The 20,933-nt window shown below is 55.4% G+C and carries 15 protein-coding genes; 12 read left to right on the forward strand and 3 right to left on the reverse strand.

Annotated features, from left to right (window positions below; all coding sequences use genetic code 11):
* Window positions 1–13: 13 nt before the first annotated feature.
* The 3 genes from ABIE61_RS00320 (at window position 14) to ABIE61_RS00330 (ending at window position 6,191) form a co-directional block, all read left to right on the forward strand.
* Window positions 14–4,873, forward strand: a complete 4,860-nt coding sequence (locus ABIE61_RS00320) for an NAD-glutamate dehydrogenase (RefSeq protein ID WP_354405889.1) — start codon at window positions 14–16, stop codon at window positions 4,871–4,873.
* Window positions 4,874–5,095: a DUF2835 domain-containing protein gene (locus tag ABIE61_RS00325; protein WP_354405890.1), complete on the forward strand. Its 222-nt coding sequence runs from the start codon at window positions 4,874–4,876 to the stop codon at window positions 5,093–5,095. It abuts the gene before it with no gap.
* A 67-nt stretch (window positions 5,096–5,162) separates the two neighbouring features.
* Entirely contained in the window at window positions 5,163–6,191 is a 1,029-nt protein-coding gene (locus ABIE61_RS00330) for a quinone-dependent dihydroorotate dehydrogenase (RefSeq protein ID WP_354405891.1), read from the forward strand.
* 59 nt (window positions 6,192–6,250) lie between these two features.
* Here ABIE61_RS00330 and rmf read toward each other — a convergent pair whose 3' ends face one another.
* Window positions 6,251–6,457 (reverse strand): ribosome modulation factor, encoded by a 207-nt coding sequence (rmf, locus tag ABIE61_RS00335; RefSeq protein ID WP_091823749.1) that lies wholly within the window; start codon window positions 6,455–6,457, stop codon window positions 6,251–6,253.
* A 327-nt stretch (window positions 6,458–6,784) separates the two neighbouring features.
* Here rmf and rlmKL point away from each other — a divergent pair, with 327 nt between their 5' ends.
* Window positions 6,785–8,938, forward strand: coding sequence for a bifunctional 23S rRNA (guanine(2069)-N(7))-methyltransferase RlmK/23S rRNA (guanine(2445)-N(2))-methyltransferase RlmL (gene rlmKL, locus ABIE61_RS00340; protein WP_354405892.1), 2,154 nt, complete (start codon window positions 6,785–6,787; stop codon window positions 8,936–8,938).
* 232 nt (window positions 8,939–9,170) lie between these two features.
* On the forward strand, window positions 9,171–10,382 hold the full coding sequence (locus ABIE61_RS00345) for an ammonium transporter (protein ID WP_354405893.1): 1,212 nt from the start codon (window positions 9,171–9,173) through the stop codon (window positions 10,380–10,382).
* Between the two features lie 53 nt (window positions 10,383–10,435).
* Here the strand turns inward: ABIE61_RS00345 and ABIE61_RS00350 are convergent, their stop codons facing one another.
* Window positions 10,436–10,918, reverse strand: a complete 483-nt coding sequence (locus ABIE61_RS00350) for an FKBP-type peptidyl-prolyl cis-trans isomerase (RefSeq protein WP_091823740.1) — start codon at window positions 10,916–10,918, stop codon at window positions 10,436–10,438.
* 250 nt (window positions 10,919–11,168) lie between these two features.
* Here ABIE61_RS00350 and ABIE61_RS00355 point away from each other — a divergent pair, with 250 nt between their 5' ends.
* From ABIE61_RS00355 to ABIE61_RS00380, 6 genes are all read left to right on the forward strand, one after another.
* Window positions 11,169–12,137 carry an NAD(P)/FAD-dependent oxidoreductase gene (locus ABIE61_RS00355; RefSeq protein ID WP_354405894.1) on the forward strand — a complete coding sequence of 323 codons (969 nt, stop codon included), beginning with the start codon at window positions 11,169–11,171 and terminating at the stop codon, window positions 12,135–12,137.
* Between the two features lie 75 nt (window positions 12,138–12,212).
* Window positions 12,213–13,133 carry an AAA family ATPase gene (locus ABIE61_RS00360; protein WP_502915018.1) on the forward strand — a complete coding sequence of 307 codons (921 nt, stop codon included), beginning with the start codon at window positions 12,213–12,215 and terminating at the stop codon, window positions 13,131–13,133.
* Window positions 13,126–14,094 (forward strand): DUF58 domain-containing protein, encoded by a 969-nt coding sequence (locus ABIE61_RS00365; RefSeq protein WP_354405896.1) that lies wholly within the window; start codon window positions 13,126–13,128, stop codon window positions 14,092–14,094. Before ABIE61_RS00360 ends, ABIE61_RS00365 begins: the two co-directional genes overlap by 8 nt.
* Window positions 14,091–16,076 (forward strand): transglutaminaseTgpA domain-containing protein, encoded by a 1,986-nt coding sequence (locus ABIE61_RS00370; protein ID WP_354405897.1) that lies wholly within the window; start codon window positions 14,091–14,093, stop codon window positions 16,074–16,076. Before ABIE61_RS00365 ends, ABIE61_RS00370 begins: the two co-directional genes overlap by 4 nt.
* Window positions 16,076–16,762 (forward strand): M48 family metallopeptidase, encoded by a 687-nt coding sequence (locus tag ABIE61_RS00375; protein WP_354405898.1) that lies wholly within the window; start codon window positions 16,076–16,078, stop codon window positions 16,760–16,762. The genes ABIE61_RS00370 and ABIE61_RS00375 overlap by 1 nt, the downstream gene beginning before the upstream one ends.
* 120 nt (window positions 16,763–16,882) lie before the next feature.
* Entirely contained in the window at window positions 16,883–18,697 is a 1,815-nt protein-coding gene (locus tag ABIE61_RS00380; protein ID WP_354405899.1) for a methyl-accepting chemotaxis protein, read from the forward strand.
* Window positions 18,698–18,707: 10 nt separating this feature from the next.
* Here the strand turns inward: ABIE61_RS00380 and ABIE61_RS00385 are convergent, their stop codons facing one another.
* A complete protein-coding gene (locus ABIE61_RS00385; RefSeq protein ID WP_091823722.1) occupies window positions 18,708–19,505 on the reverse strand; it encodes a response regulator in 798 nt (265 codons plus the stop codon).
* 239 nt (window positions 19,506–19,744) lie between these two features.
* On the opposite strand from ABIE61_RS00385, the gene ABIE61_RS00390 reads away from it, so the two are divergent.
* Window positions 19,745–20,932, forward strand: coding sequence for an MFS transporter (locus tag ABIE61_RS00390; RefSeq protein WP_354405900.1), 1,188 nt, complete (start codon window positions 19,745–19,747; stop codon window positions 20,930–20,932).
* Window position 20,933 lies beyond the last annotated feature (1 nt).

A 20,933-nucleotide genomic window follows, 5' to 3' on the forward strand; every position in this document is an offset into this window, starting at 1 on the left:
ATTGAGGATCTATATGTCCCGGCAACGTGCAGACAGCAAAACCGAACTCATGCAGCAACTTAAAGCGACCATTCGGCAGCGGTTGCCCAAGGAGCGGGCAGCACCACTTGGAAGCTTCGTTGATCACTTCTTTGCCCATGCGGCAGATCAGGATCTTGGCAGCTGGCGCCTCGATGATCTTTATGGTGCCACACTGGCGATCTGGCACTTTCTGCAGCAGCGTTCTGCAAGTGAAGAGATCAAGGTCAGGGTGTTCAATCCTGACTTTGAACGGCATGGCTGGCAGTCGACCCACACCGTTATCGAGGTCATGCAGCCGGATATGCCCTTTATTGTTGACTCGCTGAGGATGGAGCTGAACCGTCGAAACCTTACCATTCACGCGATCATCAATACGGTTTTCAGCATCCGCCGGGACAAGAAGAAAGGTGAGCTGCAGGAATTACAGCCGCGTAATGTGGCGTGCAAGGGCGGTGAACCCGAATCGCTGGTTGTCATTGAAGTGGATCGTCATACGGATCCGGCTCAGCTGGAAGAGCTGCGTAAGGGCTTGCTTGAGGTGCTGGGTGAAGTCAAGGCAGCGGTAACGGACTTTGATGCCATGTTGGCCAAGGCGCATGAGCTGCTTCAAGAATATCAAAAGATTCCCGAGGGACTGGAAGAAGAGGATGTTGTTGAAGCCCGCGACTTTATTTCCTGGCTGAAAAACCATTTCACCTTTCTAGGATACGATGAACTGACCCTGACCGGCGAAGGCAAAAGCCGCCAGCTGGAGCCAGTATGCGACAGCTGCCTGGGTCTGTTTAAACAGCAGGATGGCAGTTGCCATCCGGGTGTGCTGCCATCCGGTGATCGAGAGGATGGCGGGTTTACGCTGATTCCTGATCTGATGTCATTTACCAAGTCATCCCGGCGCTCACGCGTGCATCGGCCAGCTTACCCTGACTACATCAGCATCAAACGGTTTGATCCCGAGGGGCAGCTGGTAGGTGAGTCACGTTTTCTGGGACTTTATACGTCATCGGTCTATCTGCATGGCGCCACCGATATTCCCGTCGTCAGGCGCAAGATCAACGCGGTAATGGAGCGCTCAGGCCTGCACAGGCAAGGGCATGACTGGAAAGAGCTGAAACAGATTCTCGAAATCCATCCGCGAGATGATTTGTTTCAGGCAAGTGTTGAAGAGCTGTTTGATACCGCCATGGGGATTTTGCAGATTCATGAGCGACGTCAGATCAGGCTGTTCCTGCGGCGTGATTATTATGGCCAGTTTTTCTCTGCGCTGGTGTATGCCCCGCGTGAGGTGTACAGCACCGATTTCAGGCAGCGTGTTGAGCGTATTTTGCAGCAACAGCTGGGCTGTGATCAGGCTGAATTCACTACCTATTTTTCCGAATCCGTTCTGGCCCGTACCCAATTCATTCTGCGGACCAGCAACCATCAGGAAGTTACTCGAGAGTTTGATGTAGTCGATCTTGAGCGGCGTATCACTCAGGCGGCCAGCAGCTGGAACGAAGAGCTGTACGCGGCGCTGGTCGAAAGTCTGGGTGAAGAAAAGGGAATAAAAACCTACAACCATTTTTGCAGCGGTTTTTCGGCGGGCTACCGGGCGGACTTTTCACCGCGTGCGGCGGTGGTCGATATTCAGTATATCCGTCGATTGACCGAAGACGCGCCGATTGCACTGAGCTTTTATGAAGCGCTTGAGCGTGAGCCAGATGAATTGAACTTCAAGCTTTACCATTTTGGACAGGCGCTGCCGCTGTCAGATGTGCTGCCGGTACTGGAAAATCTGGGTCTCAGAGTTATCGATGAACACCCCTACCAGGTGGAAACAGACGGACGCTGTATCTGGATTCACGACTTCAATCTGCGCTACACCGGCAAGCAACAGGTTACGGCCGAAACTATGCAGAACCTGTTCGAAGATGCTTTCCTGAATATCTGGAACGGCAACACCGGTAATGACGACTTCAACAAGCTGGTGCTTGGGGCGCAGCTGCACTGGCGTCAGGTTGCGCTGCTGAGAGCCTATGCCGGCTACATGAAACAGATTCGCTTTCCGATCAGTCAGGAAGCGATCAGTCTGGCGCTCAAACATCATGTGGCGCTGGCACGACTGCTGGTGGAGCTGTTTGCTGCACGCTTCGACCCTGACAGGGCCGATCCCAAACGGGAAGACAAGTTGGAAGCGGATATTCTTCAGGGGCTTGAAGAGGTCGCCAGTCTGAACGAAGATCAGGCAATCCGTCAGTATCTGGCACTGATACGTGCCACATTAAGAACCAACTTCTACCAGCAGCTTGGTGATCAGCCCAAGCCCTATCTGTCGTTAAAGCTTTCGCCGCGTGATATTCCTCACGTGCCAGAGCCTCGGCCCTTGTTTGAAATTTATGTGCATTCTCCGCGGGTGGAAGGGGTGCATCTACGCGGTGGCAAGGTTGCCCGCGGCGGGTTGCGCTGGTCTGATCGCCTGGAAGACTTCCGTACCGAGGTGCTGGGGCTGGTCAAGGCTCAGCAGGTGAAGAACGCGGTTATTGTTCCTGTCGGTGCGAAGGGTGGCTTTGTCGCGCGACATCTGCATTCGGATATGAGTCGTGAAGCCTGGATGGAGGAGGGCGTAAGCTGTTATCGCACCTTTATTCGTGCCCTGCTGGATATAACCGACAATCTGATTGAGGGTGAGGTCGTACCTCCCAAGGCAGTCGTACGCCACGACGAAGACGATACCTATCTGGTTGTGGCCGCGGACAAGGGCACAGCAACGTTCTCTGATATCGCCAATGAAATTGCCGCCGATTACAATTTTTGGCTGGGTGATGCCTTCGCCTCCGGTGGCAGTCAGGGGTATGACCACAAGAAAATGGGCATTACCGCACGCGGCGCCTGGGTATCGGTAGAGCGGCATTTCCGTGAGTTGGGACTGAATACGGCAAAAGAGCCGTTCACATGCATTGGGATCGGTGACATGTCTGGCGATGTGTTTGGTAACGGCATGCTGCGCTCGGATCAGATCAAATTGGTGGCCGCGTTCAATCATTTGCATGTTTTCATCGACCCTGACCCGGACCCCGCGGCTTCATTCAAGGAGCGTCAGCGTCTGTTTGAGCTGCCACGCTCGGGCTGGGGGGACTATGACGCCAAATTGATCTCCAAAGGCGGTGGTATCTTTAATCGCAGCGCCAAGTCGATCAGTTTGACGCCAGAAATCAAGCGGTTGACCGGTCTGACTTCAAGCCGAGTTACACCCAATGAGCTGATCTCGGCCCTGCTGTGTGCCGAGGTGGATCTGATCTGGAACGGTGGTATCGGTACCTACATCAAGGCCAGCGATGAAGCTCATGCCGATGCGGGTGACAAGGCCAATGATGGCCTGCGAGTCGATGCGCCGCAGGTCCGCGCGCGCGTGGTTGGAGAAGGGGGTAATCTGGGGCTGACCCAGCGTGCGCGTATGGAGCTGGCATGCAATGGCTGCCGCCTTAATACCGATTTCATTGACAACGCAGGTGGCGTTGACTGCTCCGACCACGAAGTGAATATCAAGATTCTGCTGAATCAGCTGGTGGCCAGTGGTGATATGACCGCACGCCAGCGTAACAAGCTTCTCAGTGACATGACTGATGATGTCGCGGAGCTGGTGCTACAGAACAACTACCGTCAGGTACAGGCAATTTCACTGGCGGAGGCGCGTTCTGCAAGCTCCATGGCTGAGTACAGGCGCTTTATCAATGCGTTGGAATCTCAGGGGAAACTCAAGCGCAAGCTGGAATTTCTGCCGACAGATGAACAGTTGGCCGACCGGCAGAACAATCGTCAGGGGTTCAGTCGACCGGAACTGTCAGTGCTGGTTTCCTACAGCAAGGCTGATCTCAAGGAGCTGTTACTGGCGTCTACGGTGCCGGATGATCCCTATCTGGCGCAAGAGCTGGCCACGGCTTTTCCTGCACGAATCTGTAAAACCTATTCTGATGCCCTCAATGAACATCGACTGCGCCGCGAGATTATTGCCACTCAGATTGCAAATCAAATGGTCAATCTTATGGGCATCAACTTTGTTGATCGCTTGCTGACCTCAACGGGAGCCGACATAGAGCATGTGGTACGTGCCTATGTTTTGGCTCGGGATATTTTCAATCTGAAGCCGCTGTGGCAAGAGATTGAAGGGCTTGATTACAAGGTTAAGGCCGATGTGCAGCTTGAAATGATGCATGATTTGCAGCATTTGATTCGGCGCGTGACGCGCTGGTTTGTTCGTAACCGTCAAGGTACGCTCGACTGCGCCAAGGAAGCCGAACATTTTAGCCCCTGCTTGGTGAAATTGGTGCCTGAGCTGGGCAACTTACTGAGTGGGCAGCCATTGGACATTTGGCAGAGTGCGCATGACCGCTATATCGATGCAGGCGTTCCCGAGAAGCTGGCGCAGCGTGTCGCTGGCTCAAGAGCACTGTATCCGCTGCTGGGCATCATAGAAGTGGCGCATGATTGCGAAGTGTCTGTAGAACTGGCAGCAAAAGCATATTTCAGCATGGGTGATGCGCTCGAGTTGCAATGGTTCAGCACTCAGCTAAACGATCTGGATGTGAACAGCTACTGGCAGGCTCTTGCGCGGGACAGTTTCCGTGATGATCTGGATACTCAGCAACGCGCTCTGATTGCGACCCTGTTTGCCCCAAAAGGCAAGCTGGACCAGTCGGGGCTGGAAGCGCGCCTGGATGTCTGGCAGGAGCAGAATCAGCCGCATGTGGAGCGCTGGCTTAACATTTTGACCGAGTTGAAAAATGCCAGTGTTCAGGATTACGCAATGTATACTGTCGCCACACGAGAGCTGGCCGATCTGGCCCGCTGCAGTAGCTTGATGGAATCCAGTGGCTAGATGAACGAAATAATTGTTGATCTCAGGATCAGCAGTGAAGAATTCTTGAAAGTGTATCGGGGCCCGTCCCGGGTGGTATCAACCCGCGCCCGGGACGGTCGTCGAGTACAGTTTCCGGCCAATATTCTGCGTCCCTGGCTGCTGCATGACGGCATCAGGGGCACCTTTCGCATCCGCTTCAGTGACGCAGGCAAACTGGAGGATATCCAGCGCTTGAGTTGAATGGTGTTCATAACCCGGCCGCTCGCCTATAATGTGGCCTCAGTTTATAACCACCTCAGTGACTCTCATGCTCTACGACCTCGCACGCGCACTCATGTTCAGGCTGGACGCCGAAACCTCGCACGAACTGGCATTGGGCAGTATGAACCTTGCTGCCTCTCTGGGCTTGCCTCGCCTGTTGGGTGCTCAGCAAATTTCTCTGCCGACCAAGGTGATGGGCATTCGCTTTCCCAACCCGGTTGGGCTTGCGGCGGGTCTGGACAAAAACGGTACCGCCGTCGACGGCCTGGCTGCCATGGGCTTCGGTTTTATTGAGGTGGGCACGGTAACTCCCAGGCCGCAGCCGGGTAATCCAAAGCCTCGACTGTTTCGGATTCCGGAGCATGATGCCATTATCAATCGTATGGGGTTCAACAACGCTGGCGTTGATCAGCTGTTGAAGAATCTTGATCGTAGCCGCTACAAGGGCATTCTGGGCATCAATATCGGCAAGAACAAGGATACTCCGAACGAGCAGGCTGATCAGGACTATCTTGTGTGCATGCGCAAAGTGTATTCCCGTGCCAGCTACATTACGGTCAATGTTTCATCGCCCAACACGCCGGGCTTGCGTACACTGCAGTTCGGAGATTCGCTGAACAGTCTGCTGGATGCTCTGAAAACCGAACAGGCCAGGCAGGCCAGTCTGCATGGACGTTATGTACCCATTGCGGTCAAGATTGCTCCGGACATGAATGATGAAGAGCTGGGGCTTGTAGCCACCGCTCTCAAAACCTACGAGATGGATGGTGTGATTGCCACCAACACTACGCTGTCACGCGAGGGGGTTGAAGACAGCCCACTGTCGGATGAGGCGGGTGGCTTGAGTGGCGCACCGGTACGCAATCGTTCTACTGAGGTGATCAGGACACTGGCTTCACATCTGGATGGTGCTCTGCCGATCATTGGTGTGGGGGGGATTACCGAAGGCTTTGATGCTGCCGAGAAAATCGAGGCGGGCGCCAGCCTGGTGCAGATCTATACCGGATTCATCTATCGTGGGCCGTCACTGGTACGGGATTCGCTTGAAGCAATTGAACAGCTTAAGCGAGGTTGAACCCGGCGGCAGGCCTGCGAGCAGGCCTGCCGTTCAGATTTAAGAGGTGAGTTGCACCGTCAGTGCATTGAAGGGTTGTGTTGGATAGCAGAAACGCCAGACATTCCACTCCAGTGCGCCTCACGTCCTTCGCGCCAGCCACTCATCCAGTGACTGCGCAGCTCAACTGTCTGGACTGGGCATTCCTCACGGGAACGCCCGTTGATGCCAGCCATGAATCCACGATTAAACAGAGTAGAGGTACGATCCCGTTTCTGTTTCTTCATACTTTGCGCCTCACATATTCTGATTATACTGTCCCCGACGTTAAGGTAACTGCATGGAACGGGGATGCGCTTTACGGTTTTCTGTCGTGACGTCACACCCCTATTGATATCTGAAAAAACAGGCCGTGGCGATTTAAATAAACTATGTTGTTACAGTGTTGTAATAAAATTTATCCGAGCGCAATTGCAGCATCGGTTATTAAATCAAGTGCTTAATCCGAATTGCTGCAGTTGCGGCGCTTGAATGAATATTTTTCACTTTCATGACAGGTCGTTACCTGCAGACAGTAAAACATCGTCATGACCAGGTCGGAGCTACTCCAGACAATGCAACTTTTCATCACCTGTCCCAAGGGGCTGGAAAATCTGTTACAGGACGAACTGACTCAGCTGGGTGCTGCCGAAGTACGTCAGACCGTCGCGGGTGTGTCCTGTGAGGCCGAACTTGAAACCGCTTACCGCATCTGCCTCTGGTCTCGGCTTGGTAACCGGGTGCTGATGCCTCTGGCAGAAGGTGAGGTGCCGGACGCGGATGCACTGTATCAGTTGGTACAGACCGTGGACTGGCTTGAGCATCTCCGTCCCTCCGGCACTCTGACGGTGGATTTTAATGGCCGTTCTGACGCGATCAACAACACTCACTTTGGTGCACTGAAAGTCAAGGATGCCATTGTGGATCAGATTCGCTCTGCAACTGGACAGCGTCCGAGTGTAGAGCGCAACCAACCCGATCTGCGCATCAATGTTCACCTGCAGCGTAACCGGGCTACGGTGGCACTTGATCTGTCTGGAGACAGCCTGCACCGGCGCGGCTACCGCCTCAAAGCCGGTGCGGCACCGATGAAAGAGAACCTGGCCGCTGCCGTGTTGATTCGGGCGGGCTGGCCCGCCGCTGGCTTTGATACGCTACTTGATCCCATGTGCGGCTCAGGTACTTTGCTGACGGAAGCGGTACTGATGAGCGCCGATATCGCGCCTGGCCTGTTTCGACAGACATTTGGTTTCAGTCGCTGGCCGGGGCATGATTCACGTCTTTGGCAGCAGCTGGTTGAAGAAGCTCGCCAGCGTCGTGAAACCGGTCTGGTAAAGGTACAGACGCAGTTCTATGGTTTTGATGCCGATGCCAGTGTGCTGTCGCGGGCTGAAGAAAACGCCCGCCGTGCCGGTGTCGCTGAACTGATCCGATTTGAACGCCGGCCACTGGATCAGTTACAGAGGCCAGAGGGAGGCGCCAAAGGCCTGCTGATTACCAATCCACCCTATGGTGAGCGCCTCGGCGAAACCCAGGAGCTGATGTTCCTGTACCGTTTGTTGGGCGAGCGACTGAAACAGGACTTTGCCAACTGGCAGGCTGCTGTATTTACCGGCAACCCTGACCTGTGCAAGGTGATGAAGCTACGGGCGGAGAAACAATACCGGCTGTTCAACGGCACCATCGACAGCAAACTGCTGCTGTTTACCGTACATGAGCAATCGGAAGAGCAGCGTGAGGAAGCCCGGCAGCGGCTGGAACAGGGCAGTGAGACCGTTGCTTTGTCCGAACAGGCGCAGATGTTTGCCAACCGCCTGAAAAAGAATCTGAAACAGCTGTCCCGGTGGGTGAAGCGAGAGTCGATCAGCTGCTACCGTGCCTATGACGCTGACATGCCCGAATATGCCGTCGCCGTGGATATCTATCCAGACCACGCGGTGGTTCAGGAATATGCACCACCTGCGTCCATTGATCCGGTCAAGGCGTTCTCGCGACTTCAGGATGTGATGCTTGCCGTTCCGCAGGTGCTTGAACTGCCGCCGGAGCGGGTGGTTCTGAAGCAACGCAAGCGTCAGCAGGGCCAGCAGCAATATGAGCGCCAGGACCAGACCGGCCATTTCATGACAGTCATTGAGCATGGCTGCAAGCTGCAGGTTAATTTGCACGATTATCTCGATACCGGTCTGTTTCTTGACCATCGCCCGGCTCGGCTCAAAGTACAGCAGTTGGCGGCGGGCAAGGATATGCTGAATCTGTTCTGCTACACCGCCAGTGCCAGCGTACATGCCGGTGTGGGTGGGGCACGCAGTACCACCAGTGTGGACCTGTCTCAGACCTATCTGGACTGGGCTCGGCGCAACCTGGAGCTGAATGGCCTGCCGAAGGCGCAACATCAGCTGATCCGCTCGGACTGCTTGCAGTGGCTGCAGCAACCGCACCAGAATCGCTATGATTTGATCTTCATGGATCCGCCCACTTTTTCCAATTCGAAGCGGATGGATGATGTGCTGGATGTGCAGAGAGACCACGTGCAGCTGATCAAGGGTGCGATGCAGCTGCTGCGTGATGATGGTCTGCTGATTTTCTCCAATAACTACCGCCGTTTCAGTATCGATCGTGAGGCGCTGGCGGACTTTGAAATCCGGGATATTACGGCCCAAACACTGGACCCGGACTTCAAGCGCAACGCCAGAATTCACAGTTGCTTTGAAATTCGTCATCGTCGCTGATGCACTGCCACGGGGCTTTTATCGCCCGACTGCACTGAACTGGCACAAAAACTGCTTGATTTTGCACCAATGCTCTGCACGGCGCTGGTGCAAATTGTACACATTGGTGCGTAAGCCCAGTCACCACGCCGTCTGAGCCATTCAACTTACTTCGGGTGTTGATTCAAGCGGTGCTGTATTGCGGTGCAGTTGCCTCTTGATGGTGCATCCGTCAACAGACGGAGGGGATCGAGTGGAATCCATCAGCAGTGCAATCTCGCAGCTGTCGCAGAGTGCCAATACTCTGTTTATCCTGTTGGGCGCCGTTTTGGTATTTGCCATGCATGCCGGCTTTGCATTTCTTGAAGTGGGAACGGTACGTCGCAAGAACCAGGTCAATGCACTGGCCAAGATCATGAGTGATTTTGGCTTTTCAGCGCTGGCATACCTGTTCGTAGGCTATTGGCTGGCCTACGGAATCACGTTCTATGACAGTGCTGCCGTGCTATCCCGCGACAGCGGCTATGAGCTGGTAAAGTTTTTCTTTTTAATGACCTTTGCCGCTGCGATTCCTGCCATTATCTCGGGTGGAATTGCCGAGCGGGGTCGCTTCTGGCCGTTCTTGATAGCCTCAACTCTGGTCGTTGGGCTGGTATATCCGTTGTTCGAGGGTATTGCCTGGAATGGTAATTTTGGTGTTCAGGCCTGGCTGGAGGAGCGCTTCGGGGCACCGTTCCATGATTTTGCCGGCTCTGTTGTGGTGCACGGTGTTGGTGGGTGGTTGGCACTGGTTGCAGTACTGTTGCTGGGCATACGTCATGGTCGCTACAAGGGGGGCCGGCTGGTTGCATTCCCGCCGTCGAATATTCCGTTTCTGGCACTGGGTGCCTGGATTCTGTGTATTGGCTGGTTCGGTTTCAACGTCATGTCGGCTCAGACGCTGGATGGTGTGTCCGGTCTGGTGGCAATGAACAGTCTGATGGCGATGGTTGGCGGTATCGTGAGTGCGCTAATTGCGGGGCGCAATGACCCGGGCTTCATTCATAATGGCCCGCTGGCGGGTCTGGTGGCTGTCTGTGCCGGATCTGATCTGATGCACCCACTGGGCTCTCTGGTGGTCGGTAGTGTGGCCGGTGCGCTGTTTGTGTGGACGTTTACACTGATACAGAACCGCTGGAAGATCGATGACGTGCTGGGGGTGTGGCCGTTGCACGGCTTGTGTGGTGTCTGGGGAGGCGTTGCCGCCGGTGTCTTTGGCAGTGAAGCACTGGGTGGGCTGGGCGGTGTCAGCCTGGTTTCACAGCTGCTCGGATCTCTGCTTGGGGTTGTGATTGCAGTGCTGGGTGGTCTGGTGGTCTATGGTGCCATCAAATCATTGGTGGGCCTGCGTTTGACTGCTGAGGAAGAGTTCAATGGCGCGGATTTGAGTATTCACAAGATTGAAGCAACATCTGACGATCGTTGAAAACAAAAATGCCCGGCATGGCCGGGCATCCTGATCAGTGCTGAGCTCCGAACTCAGTGCTGGTGTCCACCGGCACCGTGAACGTGACCGTGCTCAAGCTCTTCTTCAGACGCTTCACGTACTTCAACAACTTCTACGTCAAAGCTCAGCGTCTGGCCTGCCAGCGGGTGGTTGCCATCCAGCGTGATGTTCTCGCCTTCAACCTTAACCACAGTCACGGGCTGTTCACCCCAGGGGGTCTGAGCCATGAACTGCATGCCCACCTGTACATCATCGATACCGGCAAAGGCGCTGCGATCAACGTCCTGAACCAGCTCTTCGCGCATAGGACCATAACCTTCTTCAGGCTCAACGGTTACCTGCAGACTGTCACCCACGGCCTTGCCGAGCAGGGCATTTTCCAGTCCCGGGATGATGTTGCTGGCACCGTGCAGGTAAGCAAGTGGCTCCTGGCCATTGGAGCTGTCCAGCACGTTGCCTTCTGCATTGGTCAGAGTGTAGTGGATGGATACAACGGATTTGTCAGCGATCTGCATCAGGGTCTCTCCTGGTGATGCGGAGATGCGTCGATGCACAGGCTCCCGGTCGATCAACCCCTGCCAGTGATGACACAGGGCTCAGCGAGCCGAAAACAGGGCAGCTTGGCAGGGCTCCCGGTTGGTTTGGTGCAACATGCTAACGGCCCGGCAGAGCAGGTGCAACCCGCAGCGGCCCTCAGGCATGATCTCAAGCGACCAAAATGGCGTAGTATGAAAAATTTTGTAGAACATCAAGGAGCATTGGTCCGTGAAGCAGGGAGAACGGGTGGCAATTATAGGTGCGGGGCTTGCTGGTGCGCTGGTAGCTGAAGGACTACATCGCTTTGGAACGCAGGTAACCGTTTTTGACAAAAGCCGGGGTACCGGTGGTCGCCTGGCGGCCGCGAGGTTGGGTGAGCTGAGTATGGATCTGGGAGCTCCCGGGCTCAATCCATCTCAACGCAGTGCTCTGGCGGCGCTGTTGCCAGGAGCGTCAATGCCACCCCTGTCCCACTGGCAACCCATTGCTGTGGATTTTAACCTGAAGCCTGTGGCGGCTAAACAGCTTTGGCTGGCCCAGCCACGCAGCAGTGGTCTTACCCGCGCCCTGTTGAATGGAGTTGAGCTCAATACCCGTGTCCGTATTACTCGGATCGAGTTTTCGGATGAAGAGGGGTGCGTTCTGGAAGATGATGCCGGTACCGCTCAAGGTCAATTCGACAGAGTCGTAATCGCCACACCGGCCCCTCAGGCGGTATCTCTGCTGGAGTGTGAGCCTGCGCTGCAGCGGGCCGTTCGAACAGTGGAGATGGAGCCTTGTTGGATGTTATTGCTGCAGCTTGAGCAGAGACCTGATCGGCTGGCACAGGTAGAATGGCTGGAGGGGGAGCATTCCTTGCTGCAAAGGCTCTGGCGCGATGGCAGCAAGCCCGGCCGCAGTGGCGAAACTTGGGCGGTTGAGGCCAGAGCTGACTGGAGCAGGCGTCATGTTGGTGATACGCCCGAGCGGGTTCAGGCTGAATTGTTACAGGCGTTTTCGGCGTTGTGCATGCAGCCGGCTAAACTGGTCCAGAGCCGTATTCATCGCTGGCTTTATGCCCATGCCAGACAGCCGGTGCTGTCATCATTCTGCAGTGATGATGCCCGTGTACTGGTTTGTGGTGACTGGGTGGCTGGTGGCGGCATCGACGGCGCCATCGCGAGTGCTCGTCAACTGTTGGAGCGGATTCGTTCCTGAGCCATGCTGGTTCAGATGGAGGCTCTGCAGTTACACTGTGGTTATAACAGGGAGGAGATAACTGTGACTGATCAATTGCGACACAAGGTGGAAAATGCACTGAGCACGCTGGGACAGGTGTTGTTGGGCAAGGATGAGCAACTGCGCCTGGCATTGACCTGCCTGCTGGCAGAGGGACACTTGCTGATCGAAGATCTGCCCGGTATGGGCAAAACGACTCTGGCGCATGCCTTGGCACGCGTGTTGGGGCTGGACGACAAGCGAATTCAGTTCACCAGCGACATGCTGCCGGCCGACATCCTCGGTGTGAGTGTTTTTGAACCCGGCAAGGGCAGTTTCCGCTTCCATCCTGGCCCGGTTTTTACCCAGCTTCTGCTGGCGGACGAGATCAACCGCAGCACCCCCAAAACCCAGTCTGCACTGCTGGAGGCGATGGAAGAGGGGCAGGTCAGTATTGAGGGTGAACGTTATCCGCTGCCTGAGCCTTTTTTTGTCATTGCGACCCAGAATCCATCTACCCAGTACGGCACCTTTCCACTGCCCGAGTCTCAGCTTGATCGTTTTCTGATGCGTATTGCCCTGGGTTATCCGGCCCCAGATGTTGAACGGCGCCTGCTGACGGGCGGGGATACTCGCCAGCATTTGGGGGGGCTGCCACAATGCCTGACGCCAGCTGAATTGTCACTGGCTCAGGCGGCGTGCCGTGATGTACATGCCTCTTCCAGCTTGATTGACTACGTGCAGCGTCTGTTGCAGTACACCCGTGATGCGCCCGGCTTCAGTTATGGGGTTTCACCTCGCGGCGGGCTGGCTCTGTTGCGCTGCGCACGCTGCTGGGCCTGGCTGGATGGGCGAGATCACTTGGTGCCGGAAGATGTTCAGGCGGTACTCGAAGCGGTGGTCGGTCATCGCGTGCGGGCAGCAGAGGATGTGGCGGGTCATGAAAGCCGTCGGCTGGTGTCAGAGTTGATGGCGGAGGTGGATGTTCTTGGTTGACACACTGCGATCACGGCTACAGGGACGTGTTCGACGCTGGGCGCTGAAGCGCTACCCGCGAAGTCGCAGTGTGACACTGACCCAAAAGCGCATTTTCATTCTGCCTACCCGCGCCGGCGCCGGTTTCATGTTGCTGCTGCTTATGTTGTTGATAATGGGCGTCAACTACGAAAACAACCTGATCTATGCCATCACCTTTCTGGCAGCCGGGGTATTTCTGGTCTCCTGCCTGCACACTTACAGCAACCTGGCCGGCATAAAGTTGCAGGCACTTCGTGGCAACAGCTGTTTTGCAGGTGAGCAGGCCGGTTTCGAACTTGAACTGGATCATCAGGCTGGGCGGCAGCCTGAGCAGATACGATTGCAGTTTGAGCAGGGCAGCCCTCTTTTGATTGATCTGGAACACAGAGGTCAGCGTCTGGAGCTTTTCTGTGCTGCACCTGAGCGAGGCTGGTTGGATCCCGGTGGCTTGAAGCTGGAAACCTGTTTTCCGCTGGGATTGTTCAGAGCCTGGACCTGGGTCAGCCTGGAGCTGCAGGCACTGGTTTATCCCAAGCCTCTTGGGGGAGAGCTTCCGGCTCCTGAAGGCGGCGGCCAGTCGGGCGAAACCGGCTTGCAAAAGCGGGATGGCACAGATGATTTCACAGGTCTTGAACAGTTTCAGCCAGGGATGTCGCTGCGTCAGATTGACTGGAAAAGCTATGCCCGCGGGCTGGGTCTTCAGGCCAAGCAGTTTGGAAGTCAGCAGAGCCCGGATATCTGGCTGGACCTTGAAGCTTGTCCGGGAAACCTTGAGCAGCGTCTCTCACGCTTGACCTACTGGGTGCTGGAACTGTCCAGACGAGAGCAGCGCTTCGGACTCAGGCTGGGAGCCCTGGAGCTGCTCCCCGAGCAGGGTGATAATCATCGCTATGAAGCTTTGAAGCGACTTGCGCTGTATGGTCGTGGAGGTCGAGCATGAGGCACGTGCAGATAAGTCGAAGTGCGGTGATCCTGCAGCTGGTGACATTTGTCGCTGTGCTACTGCCTCATCTGAACTGGTTGCCAATCTGGACCACCCTGTTGGCTCTGGCCATGGTGGGTGCACGACTGATGATCCATACCGGCCGCTGGCCATTTCCCCACTGGCTGATCAAGCTGGCACTGATAGGTGCCGGTACGCTTGGATTGATTTTCAGTTTTGGTGGCAATGCGGGTCCTGAAGCGATGGTCGCACTGCTGGTTTTGGGACTGGCACTTAAACTGATCGAGATCTATCACCGCCGTGATGCGCTGATTCTGCTGTTTGTGGCCCTGTTTGTACTGGCGACGGCGTTTCTGTTTCATGAAAGTGTCTGGGTCGCCGCGTACGTATTGCTGGTGGTCTGGCTGTTGCTGGCCGCCCTGTGTGCAATTCACCAGCGACCGGGACGCACGCAATGGCTGCCACCCTTCAAGCGCGCCTTTGGGTTGCTGCTGCCGGCCCTGCCACTGATGTTGGTACTGTTTCTGCTGTTCCCGCGGCTGGAGCCTTTCTGGTCAGTGGAGATCAGTTCTCCGCGTGCCACCACCGGCTTGTCAGACAGCATGAGCCCTGGTGATGTAAGTGACCTGGCGCTGTCAGATGCGCTGGCGTTCAGGGTGAGTTTTGATGGCAATCAACCACCTGCTCCGGCTCAGCGTTACTGGCGAGCGCTGGTACTGAGCCAATTTGATGGACGAAGCTGGCGTCAGGCCTCGCCGGGTCAGCTCAGCCGTTTGCGAGAAGAAAAGTTGATTGCCGAGGCCGAGCCGCAGGGGTATGAAATCGTAATGGAGCCCAGTGGCATGCCCTGGCTGATGGCGCTGGACTTGCCGTTGGCTCAGGCACAGGGGCAGCGGATGACGCCGTTCAGAACGCTGGTGAACAACGCTCCTCTGGAGCGGCGCACCCAATATCGGCTTGAATCGGTGCAGGATTATCGGCTCCAGCCTCTGCTGACACAGCAGGAACAGCAACATTACCTGCAGTTGCCGCAAGTGGGTAATGACCGCAGCCGGGCGCTTGCTAGACAATGGCAACAGGACAGCAATGGCGAGCCTGAATTGTTCATTCGTCAATTGATGAATCATTTCAATCGTGATTTTGAATACACTCTGACACCCGGGATATTGGGGCGTGACGGTATCGATCAGTTCCTGTTTCAGACACGTCGCGGCTACTGTGAGCACTTCGCTGGCGCCAGTACCTTTCTGCTGCGCTCAGCCGGGATTCCGGCGCGGGTGGTTACAGGCTATCAGGGTGGTGAGTGGAACACATACGAGAACTACCTGCAGCTGCGTCAGTACGATGCCCATGCCTGGACCGAGGTGTGGCTGGAAGGGGCGGGATGGATACGGCTTGACCCGACCGCTGCCGTGGCACCGGAGCGAATTGAATCTTCAACGGAACAATTTTTTCAGCAGCGTGGCGATACCGCGTTCAGTGGCGGGCGTGGTTTCAGGCTGCAGGCCGATTGGGCTCGCCAGCTGCAGTTGCGCTACGAAGCCTTCAATTTTGCCTGGCATCGCTGGGTGTTGAACTACCAGAGTCAGCAAACGGATCTGCTCAAGGACTGGTTGGGTGGACTGGACTACTGGCGCATGATTCTGGCTCTGATGCTGCCGGCTACCGCCGTTGTGGCAGCCGTTATGGGCTGGCAATTGCGTCAACGCCTCAGAGCGGGTCGCAAGGATCCCTTCGAACGCAGGTTGCAACGGTTACAGGCCGTGCTGGGGCAGCAGTTTGAACCGCGTCAGCCCTGTCAGTCCCTGACAGGCTGGCTCCGGGTTCTGGCTACTCAATGGCCAGAGCAACAGGGCAGGCTGGAGCAACTGGCCAGGCTGGACGAACGACAGCGCTATGCTCGTGACAGCGATCAACAGCTGCGCCAACAAATGTTGCCGCTGGTTGATCAGTTGCTGCGCGCAGCGCGGGAGCGGTGATGACACACGCTTACCAGCTGATCCGCAGCCGCAAGCGTAAAACCCTGGGCATTCGCATCCGTGATGCCGAAATTCAGGTGCGTGCTCCAGCCGGTGTCAGTCGAGATGACATTGATCGATTTGTACTCAGTCGCAATGACTGGATCAACCGTCACTTGAGTCATCAGCGGGAGCAGCTCAGCCGGTATCAGATCCAGATTAGTCAGGGTGGTCGTGTAATGTTGGATGGACGCTGGTTGGCACTGGAGTGGCAGAGAGCCGCCCGAAACGAAGTGCGTCAGCTGCCGGAACAATTAAAACTGACCCTCTCGGCTCGGGTGCGCCGTGAAGAGCGTGAGGCCGTGCGAGCTCTGCTGCAGCAGTGGTTTCGGGTCGAGGCTGAAGCGCGTTTGATCCCGCGCTGTCAGGAATTGGCCCAGATAACCGGATTGATACCGGCGAGCATTAGTATCGGCAGCTGGCGAGCACGCTGGGGACAGTGCTCCTCAAAAGGTGAAGTTGGTCTGAACTGGCGTTTGTTGCAGCTAGAGCCCAGGCTTCAGGATTACGTCATTCTGCATGAGTTGTGTCACCTGCAACAGATGAACCATGGTCCGCGTTTTCATGCTCTGCTGGCGCATCATTGCCCCGCACACATTCAATTAAGAGCTGAGTTGGCTCAATATACTGTCTGTTTGAACTGGTAGTCTTGATACCTAAGGAGGATGGCACCTCGCTTGTATCTGTGGCCAAAATAGGTCACTTCGTCGCAGGAGGCCGCAAAGCGAGCCATCCCCTGTGCCTATAACGATAAGAAAGAGTGTCTGATGAGTCTCTATACAGCTATTGAGAAGGCCGCTTTCAATACATTGACCAAAAAAATTGTGGGCAATGTCATCTTCCTGCTGTTACCCCATCTGGTTCTGATTCTGGTTGGCATCTATTACGCTGCCGAGCTGCGCCAGCTGCTGCACAGCCTCGATCTGAATGAAACCCAGCTTGGCGCGATCGAAAGCAGTCTTATTGCCTTGATGTTTGCGACCGGTACCACTGTAACGCTGGCGCTGCTGGCGGGCATCTTCACCATCTTTTTCATGCGCCATCTGTTTCTGCGCCCGATTCGTGAAATTACGTCGGTGCTGCGTGCAATCAAGGAGGAAGATGGTGATATTTCAGCCACCTTGCCGGAATACACCCATGATGAAATTTCCGAAATGGCGGCGGCCTACAACGAGTTTTCGGCCAGTCTTAAACGGATGATCGCCGAGAGTCAGCGCCGCTCAGTAAGCGTAGCGCTCTGCGCAACGCGACTGCAGAAGGTGGTGATTCAGGCGCATGCTTCGGCGGAGCGTCAGGAGGGACAGGCCCAGCTGGTATTTCAGTCCAGTCAGGAGTCGACCCAGGCGATTGACGAGATCGCCCAGAGCACACTCACCATCAGTGAACAGAACAACAGCAACATGCAGGAAGTGCATGGCTCCAGCGAAGAGCTCAAACGGGTTCAGGAGCAGGTCAAAGCGGTGTGCGATCTGGCGGTTGGGTTCCAGCAAACGGTGGACAAGCTCAGCGAGAACTCTGGCAATATCACCAGTATTCTGTCCATGGTGAAGGACTTTTCCGATCAGACCAACCTGCTGGCCTTGAACGCATCCATTGAGGCCGCCCGTGCGGGCGAGGCGGGGCGTGGTTTTGCTGTCGTGGCAGATGAGGTGCGCAACCTTTCACAGAAGGTCAGTGCCGCTACCCAGCAGATTGACAAAAACATCAGTGAAATGGCGGGTCTGGTCGAGAGCACTCGCAGCAGTGCCCACAATATTCTGGAGTACGTCGAGAACACGGATCAGTTCATTGTCAGTACCAATGAACAATTTGCCCGCATGGTACATGACTTCGAAGAGGTTAACGCACAGCTGACCGGTATCAGTGCCGCCATTGATGAACTGTCACACACCAACCGGGAATCGCATAGTCATGTGCGTGAGATTACCGAGCTGTCCGGTGGCATCCGTGATGAAATGGCGCAATCGCGCACCTATTCTGAAGAGCTGGAAATCTCGACGGAAGAAACCCAGGAGCTGCTGTCACGTTTCATTATCGGCTATGGTGGTTTTGAGCGCATGATTCAGACCGGCAAGCACTGGGCACAGGAAACCGTTGATGCGATGCAGAGGCTGCAGGCCGAAGGCGTGAATCTGTTCGATCACAACTACCGCTGTACCAACAAGGGGCAGAAGCCTGAGAAGTTCGACTGCAGCTACACCAGCCGCTTTGAGCAGGCGCTGCAGCCTTTGTTTGACCGTTTTATCACCGAGCGACCCGAGTTTATCTATGCCATTACGGTGGACAAGAATGGTTATGCGCCGGCACACCACTCCAAGGTTTCGAAGCCTCTAACCGGGAATTTTGAGGTTGATAACCTGCAAAGCCGCAATCGGCGCATTTTCAATGGCAATCGTGCCGAGAAGCGCCGGGCTTCTCACACTTCACCGTTCCTGCTGCAGACCTTTGTACGTGATACCGGTGAGGTGCTGAATGATTTGTCGATTCCGATCTACCTTAATGGTCAGCACTGGGGGGCACTGATCATGGGCTTTAACCCTGAGCAGTTGTTGCGGGATACGGAAGAGAAAACAGTGAACTGATCTCTAAAGATCAGTTCACCGCTACCAGCTGACGCACCAGCTGCTTGAGCATGTCGTAGTTGAGCGGTTTGTTGCAAATGGCAGAAACCCCGGCACTTTGAACAGCAGCCAAACGGCTTTGATTCTGCTCAGAGGTGATCATCATCACCGGAACAGTCGGCTGATCGCTGTAGTGGCGAATATGCTCTACCAGCTCCAGACCATCAATATTCGGCATGTTGTAGTCAGAGATCACCAAATCAAAGCGCTGCTGTTTCATTATCTGCAGTGCTTCGGCCCCATCTTTGGCTTCAATGACATTATTGATCCCGATGGCGTTCATGCTGCGGCGGACAAACTTGCGTGACATGACACTGTCATCCACCACCAGCACCTGCATGTCTTCCAGCTCATCATTATCCAGCGGTTCGGTTTCCTGAGTATCGCGTATATAGTGCATGGTGTTGCGCAGGGCGACTTCCAGTTCTTCACGCCGAAACGGCTTCGGCAGGATGGCGATGGAGCCGGCTTGGCGAATCGGCTCCAGATAGCGGTAGTGGGTTTCCGAAGAGATCAACAGGAAGGTCACGTCGGTCAGCTCGGCGCTGGCACGCATGCGGGTTACCAGCTCAGTGCCGGTCATGTCCGGCAGATGCATGGAAGAGACAACGATATCCGGCACTACATGTTGCATCCGCTCAAGCGCGGGACCGGCCTCTTCAAATGGCTCAATCTCACGTAGCCCGACGTCTTTGAGCATGTCGATGATGATATGCCGTTGAAGTCGTGAGGGCTCAATTACCAGTACCAGAAGTTCATCGAGGTTCATATCAGTTCAATCCATTCTGACTTGAATCAGTCCCAGACCCCGGTCGTGAGTCTGATGTTCAGCTTTTATCTACAGTATACAGGGGGAACTGCCTGTGTTTAGTGTCTCAGATTATCAACATTAGTGCCGCCTTTTCCGTATTTTTTTGCCCCGGCTTGGCTCAGGGCTCCGCTACGGCTTGCATCAAGGGGAGAGATCGCCGTTAAATAGCTGGCTTTGGTCTTGGATGGAATAAGTATATGAATCGCCATGTCTGGTTATTGGCACTCTGTCAGGCATTGTTGAACACCGGCAATGTGTTGCTGGTATCGGTCAACGCCCTGATTGGGCTGCAGCTCGCACCGGCCAGTGAGTGGATTACGCTGCCAGTGGCGTTTCAGTTCATAGGTCTGATGCTGGCGACCATTCCCGCTTCTCTGATCATGCAGCGTATCGGGCGGCGCAACGGCTTCTTTCTGGGCAACCTGATAGGCTTCAGCGGTGCTTTGCTCTGCCTGTTGGCGCTGCAACAGCGTTCGTTTGTGCTGTTCTGTACGGGTACTGCCCTCCTTGGGGTGGGCATCGGCTTCGGCATGTTGTATCGCTTTGCCGCCGTTGAAGTGTGCAACAAGGGCTATGAAAGTCGTGCCATTTCCATGGTAATGGTGGGTGGGGTGGTTGCGGCCATTCTGGGGCCCAATATTGCCGTTTACAGCCGTGACTTCGAGATCGGTGCCGATTTCAGCGGCGCCTTTGCCGTACTCGCCGGGCTGTATCTGCTGGCACTTGTACTTCTGACGCAAATTCGAATTCCGCCGATGCAGCAGGGGACGAATGGCGAAGTAAGGCCGTTGCGGCAAATCCTGCTGCAGCCAAGGTTTTTGCTGGCGGTGATTGTGGGCATGACAAGTTATGCGGTTATGAACCTGCTGATGACAGCAACTCCGCTGGCGATGGATCGTTGTGGCTATGCCTTTTCCAGTGCAGCCAACGTCATTGAGTGGCATGTGTTGGGCATGTACCTGCCATCCTTCTTTACTGGCCAGCTTATTCGTCGTTTTGGCGAAGTGCGCCTTATGCTCTGTGGTGCGATCATCATGCTGGTGTGTATTGGCATCAACCTGCACGGTGTCAGCGAGTGGCACTTCTGGAGTGCGCTGTTCCTGCTGGGTCTGGGCTGGAACTGGATGTTCATCTGCGCAACCTCTTTCCTGACCAGGGCCTATCGGCCGGCTGAGAAGGCGCGGACTCAGGCCGCCAATGAATTTCTGGTATTCGGGACGGTCACCTTTTCGGCGCTGGCAGCTGGCTGGCTGGAGTCCAGCCTGGGCTGGCAGGCGATGAACGCCTTGATGATCCCGGTAGTGGGTTTTACCCTGTTGGCAATCCTGTTGCTGGAGCCCTTGCGTCGACAGCAGGAAGTTCCGCAACCAGCTGGAGTATCCTGAA

Source organism: Marinobacterium sp. MBR-111 (assembly GCF_040547585.1).
Classification (GTDB): Bacteria; Pseudomonadota; Gammaproteobacteria; order Pseudomonadales; family Balneatricaceae; genus Marinobacterium; species Marinobacterium iners.